Source organism: Mesorhizobium sp. B2-7-1 (genome assembly GCF_006440735.1).
GTDB lineage: Bacteria > Pseudomonadota > Alphaproteobacteria > Rhizobiales > Rhizobiaceae > Mesorhizobium.
In genome coordinates this window covers 18253-29043 of the sequence record NZ_VFUA01000090.1, presented here as the reverse complement: position 1 = coordinate 29043, position 10791 = coordinate 18253, and the positions used below count along the sequence as shown (strand labels likewise).

The 10791-nt window shown below is 63.3% G+C and carries 11 protein-coding genes; 2 read left to right on the top strand and 9 right to left on the bottom strand.

Annotated features, from left to right (window positions below):
- Together FJ471_RS26135 and FJ471_RS26130 are read left to right on the top strand one after the other, a co-directional pair.
- On the top strand, window positions 1–684 hold a 684-nt coding region (locus tag FJ471_RS26135), incomplete at its 5' end, for a LysR substrate-binding domain-containing protein (protein WP_140807615.1).
- 88 nt (window positions 685–772) lie between these two features.
- Window positions 773–1165: a RidA family protein gene (locus FJ471_RS26130; protein WP_140807614.1), complete on the top strand. Its 393-nt coding sequence runs from the start codon at window positions 773–775 to the stop codon at window positions 1163–1165.
- Window positions 1166–1254: 89 nt separating this feature from the next.
- Here FJ471_RS26130 and FJ471_RS26125 read toward each other — a convergent pair whose 3' ends face one another.
- The 9 genes from FJ471_RS26125 to FJ471_RS26080 form a co-directional block, all read right to left on the bottom strand.
- Window positions 1255–2187 carry a DMT family transporter gene (locus FJ471_RS26125; protein WP_181179734.1) on the bottom strand — a complete coding sequence of 311 codons (933 nt, stop codon included), beginning with the start codon at window positions 2185–2187 and terminating at the stop codon, window positions 1255–1257.
- A 155-nt stretch (window positions 2188–2342) separates the two neighbouring features.
- A complete protein-coding gene (locus FJ471_RS26120) occupies window positions 2343–2615 on the bottom strand; it encodes a DUF3303 family protein (protein WP_140807612.1) in 273 nt (90 codons plus the stop codon).
- A 245-nt stretch (window positions 2616–2860) separates the two neighbouring features.
- On the bottom strand, window positions 2861–4324 hold the full coding sequence (locus FJ471_RS26110) for a RimK family protein (protein ID WP_140807610.1): 1464 nt from the start codon (window positions 4322–4324) through the stop codon (window positions 2861–2863).
- 4 nt (window positions 4325–4328) lie between these two features.
- Window positions 4329–5426: a GNAT family N-acetyltransferase/peptidase C39 family protein gene (locus FJ471_RS26105; protein WP_140807609.1), complete on the bottom strand. Its 1098-nt coding sequence runs from the start codon at window positions 5424–5426 to the stop codon at window positions 4329–4331.
- Between the two features lie 208 nt (window positions 5427–5634).
- The gene (locus tag FJ471_RS26100; RefSeq protein WP_140807608.1) at window positions 5635–6429 is read right to left on the bottom strand and encodes an anti-sigma factor; all 795 of its coding nucleotides are present in this window, start codon (window positions 6427–6429) and stop codon (window positions 5635–5637) included.
- On the bottom strand, window positions 6426–6944 hold the full coding sequence (locus FJ471_RS26095; protein WP_140807607.1) for an RNA polymerase sigma factor: 519 nt from the start codon (window positions 6942–6944) through the stop codon (window positions 6426–6428). The genes FJ471_RS26100 and FJ471_RS26095 overlap by 4 nt, the downstream gene beginning before the upstream one ends.
- 158 nt (window positions 6945–7102) lie before the next feature.
- Window positions 7103–7516, bottom strand: coding sequence for a type II toxin-antitoxin system VapC family toxin (locus FJ471_RS26090; RefSeq protein WP_140807606.1), 414 nt, complete (start codon window positions 7514–7516; stop codon window positions 7103–7105).
- On the bottom strand, window positions 7516–7758 hold the full coding sequence (locus tag FJ471_RS26085) for a type II toxin-antitoxin system VapB family antitoxin (protein ID WP_042637859.1): 243 nt from the start codon (window positions 7756–7758) through the stop codon (window positions 7516–7518). Before FJ471_RS26085 ends, FJ471_RS26090 begins: the two co-directional genes overlap by 1 nt.
- A 49-nt stretch (window positions 7759–7807) precedes the next feature.
- Window positions 7808–10606 (bottom strand): DUF2339 domain-containing protein, encoded by a 2799-nt coding sequence (locus FJ471_RS26080; protein ID WP_140807605.1) that lies wholly within the window; start codon window positions 10604–10606, stop codon window positions 7808–7810.
- Window positions 10607–10791: the final 185 nt, after the last annotated feature.

Genomic DNA, 10791 nt, shown 5'->3' with positions numbered 1-10791 from the left:
AGCGTCGCTCGCGATGTCGGCGGCGATGCGTTCCGGCCGAGGCTCGTCGTTTCGGTGCCGCCGTCCATGGCGATGGGCTGGCTATCGGAGCGCCTCGCCGGCTTCGTCGCCGGCCATGGCGCCGCCGACATATCGCTCAGGGGCGATGACGATCCGGTGCCGTTCGATCACGAACTGATCGACATCCGCCTGTCCTACGGTCCTCACTACCGGGAACATCCGACCGAGGAGATCGTCAGGGACGCCGTCTATCCGGTCTGCGCGCCGACGTTGGCCGGCGCGACCGGATCCGACGGCCTGGCCGGCCTGCCGCTGATCCACACCGACTGGGGGCCGACGGGAGCCTCCTTTCCATCCTGGCGCAACTGGTTCGAGGCAGCGGGAAGCGAGCCGGGCCGCCCAACACAGCGCGGCCTTTCGGCCAACTCGTCGCGGGCAGCGCTCGATCTCGCCATTTCAGGACTGGGCGTGGCGCTGGCGCAGGGCATCTATTGCGCCCAGGCGCTGGAGGATGGCAAGCTGATGCGGGCCGCCGCGCAATCCCTGGAACTGCGCCAACCCTATTGCCTGACGGTCCCCGAACGCAGCGCGAGGCGCGATGCCGTGGCAGCGTTCCGGGAGTGGCTGATCGGGGAATGCTTGCGCGCGGTCAAATCACCGGCGCTCGGCACGCCAATCCCCTGAGAAGCAGTTTAGGGAACTGCGGCAACGGAGCGCCAATCCTTCGTGCCCGCCTCGCATTTCAGTCAAACGAAATAGCAGGAGATTTTTGATGTCGCTCGAACTCATCAATCCAGCTGATCTGCCGGTTCCGGAGATGTACACACAGGTTGTCGTCGCGACTGGATCCAAGCTGGTCTTCATCTCGGGCCAGCAGCCTGAAGACATACACGGCAAGCTCGTCGGGCATGGTGATTTTGCGGCGCAAGCGCGCCTGTCATTCGCCAATCTCGGCCGAGCGCTCAACGCGGCGGGTGCCCGGCCGGACCAAGTCTGCAAGATCACGATCTACATCGTCGACTACAACCGCGACGAACACGTCCCGATCATCGAACAAGCGCAGATTTCGCTGTTTGGAGATCACAAACCGGCGAATGTGATTGTCGGCGTGGCGATCATGTCCCCGGGCTACCTGATAGAGGTCGACGCGATAGCGGTCATCTGACGGGGCCGTCTGGAGTTAGGGCGTCTTGGCGATGATGAGACGATGTCCGACTTCTGGCCATCCAGACATGACAGCACCGTTTTCTGTCCTCACGTCGACTTGCGGCGCAGCACCAGCAGTCCCGCCACGACAATCAAGACCATGCCCGAGACAGAGGCCACGCTGGGCGCTATCCCAAAGAACAAAATGTCCCAAACCGCGACAAATACCAAATAGCTGTACTCGAATGTCGAAACGACGGCAGGCGGCGCGGTCTGGTAGGCCCCTCCCAACAACATGCCGTTGATAATCGCAAATCCTGCAAGCAGCGCCAGCACGAGCCAATCGTTCAGACCGACTTTTGACCAGGCGCCAAAAATGTAGGGATAGGCGTCCGCGAATGTGCCTTGCGGTTGGAGCCAAAGCATCAGCACACTGGCAACTGTCCCAGCCAACAACATGACGATATTCTGTGACAGCGATAGAGCTGCAACGGGGACGTTCTGGCACCTTGCTCGTGTCGTGATATGCGCCAGAGCGTAGGAAGCAGCCCCGACAATTGGAAGCAGTGCCCATGGCGAAAAAGCGTCAGTCCCCGGCTGCAGCAAAACCACGACACCCGCGAATCCAAGGCAGACCCCCAGCCATCCCAGCGGGCCGACCGGCTCTCTGATCGCATATGCGGACAGCAGCGTTATGAAAATGGGAGCTATGTAGTTGGCCGCTCCAACGGTCGATAGGCTTGAGAATGGAAGCGCCGCATAGAAAGCCAACAAGCTGGCCGTAATAAACATAGACCGCAGAAGCGGCCACTTACCCAAGGCGGCTTCCAGGATGCCCCGCTGTGCGCTGCGCACCCAGAGGGCTGCGAAGAGCATCGGGATAACCAGCACGCCACGCAGGCAAAAAATTTGCCAGAGGGTTAGCTCGCCGCTGAAGAGCTTGAAAACGACGTCCTGGATGGAGATTGCAAGGGCCGCCACGATAATCAGCGAAATACCACGCGCGACGTTTTGTGGCCGGAGTTCAACGACAGCTGTCAATTTTCGCCCCAAGACCCGAAAGCTGACTTTGGTGTAGCCGCAGTGAACCGACCCCGAAAGAGCCAGACGGTGTATTGACACCCGCCAGTCCGGCCAATCATCGAAAAGATATACGGTGACGGGCGCACCGGTTTACTTCCACTTGCCGATTTTTTTCAAAGATGGCCGGCCAGCGCGGCGACCATGTCCTTGCTGCTGGCCACGGGAACGATCTCGAACTCGACCAGATCGTTCCACTCGATGGCCCAGCGCTGCAGGATCGTGACATCATCCGCCTCCACCAACAGGAAGCAGCGGCTCATGTCGCCCGCGATCCAGCTGTGATGCACGACTAGCTCATCCGGCTTAAGCCTGCCCTTGTCGCGAAAGCGGCGGTAAATCTCCTTGCGGTCGGAGCCGTGGAAATCCTCGATCACGAAGAACAGCATTCTTTTCCCTCGGTTGGATTGATGGGAATGGGGAATTGAAGAACTGAAGAACTGAAGAACTGAGGAACTGAGGAACTGAGGAACTGAGGAATTGAGGAACTGAGGAACTGAGGAACTGAGGAACTGAAGAAATTGGCAGCTGAGAGATAAATAAGCAGAGACGATGCTCCGCTAGACACTCTATTCTTCAATTCTCCTGTTCTTCAATTCCTCAGTTCCTCAGTTCCCCAATTCCGCCCCGGCCGCTACTTGTCCGGCCTCTCCAGGCGTTCCAGGAACCACTGCGTCAGCCGCACCCAGAGCTCGTCCTTCTCGCCCGAATCCTCCCAGCCATGGTCGAGATTGGGATTGTCATTGACCTCGATGACGAAGACGCCGTCCTTGGTCTCCTTGAGGTCGACGCCGTAGAGGCCGTCGCCGATGCATTTTGCCGCCCGCACCGCCGTCTCGACGACGTGCGGCGGCGTCTGCTTCAGCGTGAACGTCTTGATCCCGCCCTGGTCGGGCTTGCCGCTGGCCTTGTGGTTGACGATCTGCCAGTGCTTCTTGGCCATCAGATAGTGCACGGCAAACAGCGGCTGACCGCCGAGCACGCCGACGCGCCAGTCATATTCGGTCGGGATGAATTTCTGCGCGATCAAGAGGTCGGAATCTTCCAGCCACTCGGTCGCGAGCTTGGTCAGCTCGGCCATGTTCTCGCATTTCTTGACGCCGCGCGAGAAGGACGAATCCGGGATCTTAAGCACCAGCGGAAAGCCCAGCGTCTGCGCTGCCACCTCGAAGTCGGACGTGCCGGCGATCATCACCGTCGGCGGCACCGGCACCTTGTTGTAGGTCATCAGCTCGTTGAGATAGACCTTGTTGGTGCAACGGATCATCGACAGCGGGTCGTCGATCACCGGCATGCCTTCCTGCTGGGCTCGGCGCGCGAAGCGGTAGGTGTGGTTGGAGATCGACGTGGTCTCGCGGATGAACAGCGCGTCGTAATTGGCGAGCTTGGCGAGGTCCTTCCTGGTGATCGGCTCGACCTCGACGCCCATCTTCTCGGCGATCCTCGCCCAGTAGCGCAGCGAGGAGATCTCCGACGGCGGCAGTTCCTCATGCGGGTCGACCAGCGTCGCGAATGTATAGCGCGCCGGCGTGCGGCCCTTGGTGTCGCGCCATTCGCGGTTGGTGTAGGTGTCCAGGCATTGCAGGAAGAACTCTTCCTCGTCCTCGGTCATGCGGGCAAGCGGCAGGAAGCCGATCTTGCGGATCGAGGCCCATTCGGCGCTGTCCTTGATGTGGACCTCGAGCGCCGGCGCGCGGAACCAGTCGAACAACAGCTTGGCGAAACGGTCCCATACTTTCGACGGACCGATGCCGAAGAAGATCGCGACCTTGGCCGGAAAGGTCCCGCCGAGATCCTTCCTGCACTTGTTCAACGCCAGTTCGAGTTCCGGCAGCGCGTGCTCGTAGAGCTTGCGCTCGGACAGATCGATCATGGTCTCGACGGTCGGGATCACCCTGTGGCCGCGCGAGCCGGCGAGTAGCGAGGCGTAGTAGCCGCGGCTCTGATAACCGTAATTGTTCGACAGGTTGATCACCTTCGGCCGCTGCCCGCGAAACAGCGCCGGATGCGCGAGATAGTCGCGGTTGGTGATGATCTTGTGGGGTGTGGCCACCTGATCGATGTCGTTCTGCCTGCCTGTGAGGATAACCCAGGTCATTGTCTCAGCGTTTTCCCAGAGTGATGGCTGCACGCAAGCCGTCGCGGCCGAACTGTGCCATGTTCATGAAAATGTCGTAGGGCACCGGAATGTTCGCGGCATCAAGGATCGTTTCCTGCCTTTCATCCTCGACCCAGGGGTCGTGGATCAGGATATGGTCGCCATCGTCGCCGATGGCCAGCACCCAATGCGGCACCTTCTTGCCGAACATCAGGAAGCCGCTGATCAACACCACCACCAGCTTGCCCTCGGCCAAAGCGTCACGGATGTCGCCGATGCCGAACGGACGGTAGTTGACGGGAATGCCGTAGAGTTCGGCGCGGCGACGGAAATCGACCTGGGCGAGCTCCATCACCCGGCGCTTGTCCTCGCTTCGCACCGACTGCAGGAACAGCGCGCCGTAGAAGGAGACGGATATCTCGGCGGCAAGCCCGCTTTCATAGCCGGCGACCGCCAGGCCGAAAGGCTCGCAACCGCCGGGGCCCGACATCATGAAGACCGTGGTCGCCTCGCGCCACAGACGGATTTCCATCACCGGATCCGGCACGAAGCCGCTATCGAAATTGGCCATCGCCATCATCAGGCAGCACGGACCGCAGGTGAACTCGCAGGTCTGCTGGTAGAACGGCACCTTGGTCGCCGTGGGCGTGTCGCCACGCAGCGTCTTTTCGTAGCGCAGCGCCGTGGCGCCATCCTCATAATAGTCGGGCTCGCGGCCCAGCTTGCGATAGCCGGCCTGCTCATAGACATGGATGGCGCGATCATTGTCCTCGCGCACTTCAAGGCGCAGCAACAGCCGGTCGTGCTCGAAGGCTGCCTCCTCGGCAGCCGCCAGCAGAAGCCGGCCGATGCCGAGGCGGCCGAAAAACGGGCCGACGGCGATCGAGTAGAGCCGCGCGACTCCGCTGCCTTTGCGAAACAGAACCACGGCATAGCCGGCGACGCGGCCCTCGTTCTCGGCCACCAGCATCTCGGCGGTTTCGCGTTCGATGAACTGGCGGAAAGAGCGGCGCGAGAGCCTGTCGCCCGGAAACACGGCCTTCTCGATGGCGGCGAGGTCATCGACGTCTGACGCGCGGGCCTTGCGGATCTCGGCAGGCATGCGGGCTTGGGAGAACCTCGATTGGGTTTAAGAAAACGGCCCCGGTGGATGCGTCACGAACACTGGCCGAACCGCCAGTATCCATCAAGCGCTATCGCTCCTTGATTAGGGCCGAATTGTGACAGTTTCCGCCACGGTAGCAAAGGGCCAAACGTTTGAACAGAATTGCCGTTCGACGGACTGCCGGCCGCCGAAAAACGCAGCCGGTTCAGCTCGATATGCCGGCCAGGAGCTGGCCATAGGCGGTCTTTGCGACGTCCGACAGCCGCTCCGGCGGCAACGAGCCGACGACGGCGCAAGCGTAGCCCTTGTCGAGCCAGTAGACCGCCTCCGGTCCACCCCCCTCGGCCGTATAGGTACCCTTGGAGGTTGCGGACGATTCGGCGGTGACGAAGAGCGAGATGCGCTCGCCTTTGGCGTCCTCGTAGAGCAACATTGCAGCCTTGCCTTGCTCACCGGCGGGCAACAGCCGGCCGCCGACCAGTTGGAAGCCCTGAGCCCCCAGATCGGGTGCAACAAGCTTCAGCCCGACGCGGTTCGACAGCCAGGTCTGGAGATGATCCTTGTCGCTCGCCGGAACCTCGACGGCATGGCGCTTCTCGGCGGCGTAGATGACATGGGCCGCGATCGCCTGTTCGGCGAGCTGGTCGTCGTCGCCGCCGCCACGGGCAATGCTGTCGACGCCGGCGACATAGCCACCGAACCCGCCGACGGCGAGCACCACGGCAGCTGCGGCCGAGAGCCACCAGCGCGAGCGCCAGGCCGACACCTTCACAGGCGCCTCGCCAAATACCGCCTGCCGCAGCCTTGCCGGCACCGGCTCGTCCATCACGCCGGCCAAGGCGGCGCGCATGGCGGCACGGTCGGCAATGTAGCGCGCCGACCTCGCTTTCATCTCGGGATCGGCCTCGAGCCAGGCGTCATAGGCCATGCGCTCCTCGCCCGGCAGCTCGCCGTCGAGAGCCATATGGATATCGCGTTCGGAGAAATCACGGCGGGTCATTTCTCAACAATCCTTATCGAGCGGCGGCGCGATGAGTCGTCGAGCAATCCTCGCAGTTCCTCGCGGCCGCGCGCGATGCGCGACATCAGCGTGCCGGCGGGCACGCCAAGGATGTTGGCGGCCTCGGCATAGGAAAAGCCCTCGATGGCGACCATGACCAATGCCGCGCGGCGATCGGGGCTGATCGCCTGCAAGGCATCTATGATCTCGCGCGAGGCGATGGTCTCGACCTGATCGGCGGGTGCGGCTTGGGCTTCGCCGGCTTCGAGAGGCAGCATCGCCGCCTCGCCTCGCCGGTTGACCTTGCGCATCTGGTCGATGAACAAGTGATGCATGATCGTGAACAGCCACCTCCGGGGGCTCTCTCCAGTCTGCCAGTTGTCGAGCCGCACAAGCGCCCGCTCCAGGCAATCCTGGACGAGATCGTCGGCGGAATCGCGGTCGCGCAGCAGCGAGCGCGCATAGCGCCGCAACCGCGGTATTTCGCTCAGGATCGCTGCCTTCTTGTCGTCCATGACCGCTTGTTTCGAGGTCGCTTTCCGTCCCGATAGAACGCGCCTTCCAGGCGCGGTGCAAGCAGTCAGCGCGAAGCGGTCCGACCGCTGCGATTACCCAAGCACGCGAATAACGATGGCGCGGGCCGGTTTATTCCCGCAATCAACGAGAAAGCCGACTATCTCAAATCGGTCAACAAGAAATCATTGCCTTTGTAGAGCAACGGAATACCGAGAGCTTTTGCGCAAGCATAAGCAAAACAGTCACCCAAGTTCAGATCAGCTTGATGCCCAACGGCCTTGCCGTAGTGAGCGCTGGCATCGATAGCGCGCGAACCGATCTCCTCGCCGATCGGCACATTTTCTCCGCCAATTTCCACAATGAATTGATACACCAGATCACGAGCTTTGAGGAGCGCTTCAGCGGTCGGCTTGCGGGGACCCGCGCCAGCTCGCGCCAAAGCTTGTGTCGCTTCAAAACGGACCATCGCTGAGACGTAGAAGTCGACAGGTCCGGAGAGTTGTTTGGATAATTCCTCCCAGCCGGGTTCCTGGTTGAGAATGGCGACGATCGCCGAAGCATCGACAAACATCAGTCTTCCCACATCTCGTCAGTGAATTTCTTCATATCGAAATCGGGATTGGGCAGACCGATCTTCTTCGCCTCCGCTTGAAGCCTCACAATCCGATCGCGCAGCGGCACCTTGGCACGATTGCGTTCGAGTTCGTGAATAAGGGCTGTCCGCACCGCCTCGGTCTTGCTCGGCGCGTTTGTCTCGCGCTGCAATTTGGCGGCCAGCGCATCCACTTCATCGTCACGTATGTAGAGAGGCATGCGAATATCCCTTTATGGATATTCTAGATATCCCATATTGGATATTCTTTCAAGAAACCTCCTTGGCCTCCCTCGCGGCCCGCGTCAGCAGACGCTGGTAGAACAGACCTATCCCGATCAGCACGGCCCCGAGACCGATGAAAGAGAGCGCGCGCAGCACGCCTTCGAGCTCCGACATGTCGAAGAGGAAGACCTTCACCACCGCGACCGCGATCAGCACCGCGGAGGCGATGCGCAGCACCTGCGATTTCAGCCAGACGCCGGCGGTGAGCAGCGCCACGCCGATGACCAGCCAGAGCGCCGAATAGGTGTAGGTCTCGAGCTGGCCGAGCCCGCTCCACAAGGCGATGAACTCGCCCTTGAACAAGCGGCGCACCGAAAGCGTGGCATAGGCGAAGGCAAGCAGCGCGGCGACCAGCGCCAGCATCGCCGCATACCATCGCGGACGCTTGTCGCGGACGTAGAGCGCCAATGCGCCGGCGGCGATCGCCGGCAGCAGATAAGCGAGGAACAGGAGATTGAAGACCGGGATCGCGCCGGTCGATTCGTCCGTCAGCAGCGGATTCAGCACCACGAAATGCTGAACGGCGATCAGGCCCGCCGAGACCACGCCGGCAGCCATCGAGCCATAGCGCAGAACCGAGCTCGGCGAGCGCATGTCGATGGCGACCAGTATGGCGCCGGCGCCGAGCGCGATCAGCGTGTAGATCGCCTGTTCGGCAAGGGTCACCGTGCCGGTGTCGATGACGCCGCCATGCATGGCATGGCGCACCAGCATGGCTATGGTGAGCAGCGCGAAGAGCGCCGAGGCTGCCTCCATCGCAAGGCGCGGCCTGCCGCTGGTGGTGCGGGCGAGTTGCCAGGCGGCGAAGCCGAAGGCGAGCGCCGGCATGCCATAGCCAAGCAGCAGCCAGTTGAAGACCGGCGTCCTGGACAGGAACGCCGCGCCGACGATGGTCGGATCGAAGGCGACGCGGCCGAGCACGGCGACTGCCGCCCCTACCGCGATCCAGCCCAGCACGGGGTAGGATCGCCAGCGCGTGGCCAGCGCCGGGATGATCGCGGCGGTGCCAAGCAGCACCGTCGTCCAGCCGGAGCCGAAGGCCATGTGCAGCATCAGCAGGCCGGCGAGGCCGGCGCCGCCGAGCGCCAAGGACACGGCCGGGCCGCCGGTCAGTGGCGGTTCTTCGGCGCGCGCGATCCATTCGCCACCGACGGCAAAGGCCAGCACCAGCAGCAGCGCCGGCAGCGCGTAGCCGAGGTCGCGGTCGATATCGCCGAACGTCAGCCATAGCGCCAGGAGCACCACCAGCGGGGCAATGACGCCCCAGGCCGCCCAGCAGGCCGCGCGCCGCGGAGCGGTGACGGCGAAGCGGCGCGCGGCCCAGAAACCGGCGGCGAGGAAGACCAGGCCGAGCGCGATGCCGATGCGGAAAGTCAGCGTGTCGGACGCCGCCAAAGGCTGGGCGTCCAGCCCGACATCGAGCGCATTGGCGCCGATCGTGGCGGGTGGGATGATGCCGAGATAGATCAGCACGGTGGCGATACCGGCGGCGAAGACGAGCGGGAGCGCAGGCGGTCGGTAGAGCGCGACCGCGACCAGCGCGGCCAGGAGGACCGCGCCGTGCAAGGCATCGCCGGCGCTGGCAAAAGCGGGATCGACGGACAGGCCCAGCGCGCTCAAGGCGATGAAGAAGCCGGGCACGATCGACGGCCAGTCAAAGCCGCGCGCCGCATCGTCGCGGCCAATATGCAGCAAAAGGCCGAGCCAGACGAAAGCCAGCACGGCGAGCGTCGCCAGGCTGATGAACAGGACAGCGGCAAGGTTCACATCCGGCCCGTCGACCATGTAGAGAATGGTCCAGATGCCGGTGCCGGCGAATGCGGCGGCCACGAGCGCCTTCCAGTCGCGGATGCGGGCGATTGCCGCCGTGGCGGCGAGCACGATCGCCAGATAGACGAACAAGGCCCAGGGATTGGGCGCCTGCGAGGCGATCAGCGCCGGCGTGACCATGGCGCCGATGAGGCCGATGCCGGCCAGGGCCAAGCCATGCACGAGCGAAGCGCCAATGGTCGCCACGCCGATGACGCCAAGCAGCGCGAAGGCCGTCGCCGGGCCGATGAAGCCATAGATGCCGTGGGCCGCATAGACCGTGCCGAACAGGATGAAGGCGCCCGCCCCGGTCAGGATCGACGGGATGAAGGCGCCGGTGGCGCCCTGCACCGGCACCTTGAAGCCTGTGCGGCGGATGAACTCGGCGCTGGCAATCAGCGCCAGGCCGAGGATGCCGGCCATGGCGAGGCGCACGCCGGGGCCGAAAATGCCGGCCTCGATGGTGTAGCGGATCAGGAACAGGCCGCCCAGCGCCAGCGCGATGCCGCCAACCCAGACCGCCCAGCGCGTGCCCAGCGCCGTCTCGACATCAGTCTGGCGCGCGGCTTTCTCGGTGGCCGCAGACCGGGTGAACGTCGCCTTGGTCTCGGCTGAAAGTTCTGGCACAGGCTCGACCTTGCCGGCCTCCGTGGCACCTGCCGCCGCCCCCTCGCCTTCCTTCCAGGGTCCGGCCACAACTTCGGCTTCGGCAGTGCCGGTCGTTGCCGCGATCGGCTCGGACGGGGCGGTCTCCTGAACCGCGGGCGCGGCGTCGATCGCCGAGGCCCCTCCTGCTTCCTTCGGCGCGCCCTCGGCGACGGCGTCCGCCTTGGGCGCGGGCAGCGAAGCCTCCGGCTGCACCAGGCCGCGCAGGACGCCGAGCTCGCGCTCGACCAGCGCGATGCGGTTCTGCTGGCGTGAAACGATGACGAAAAGAGCGATGACGGCGGCAATGGCGATCAGGCTGAAAAACATGGTGGTTTCCCTCAAAACCAGACCAGTCGTGGCCAATAATTGCGGCAATGAGACGGCTGTGCAAATCAGCTGCTCGCCGGCTAACAAGATCGAGCATGTTTCGTCGCCGATTGCCAGCAACTTGCCGGCTTATCCCATGCCGCGCCGCCGAGGCCGCCGGCATTGCAGGCGGGATGGCGTGACCA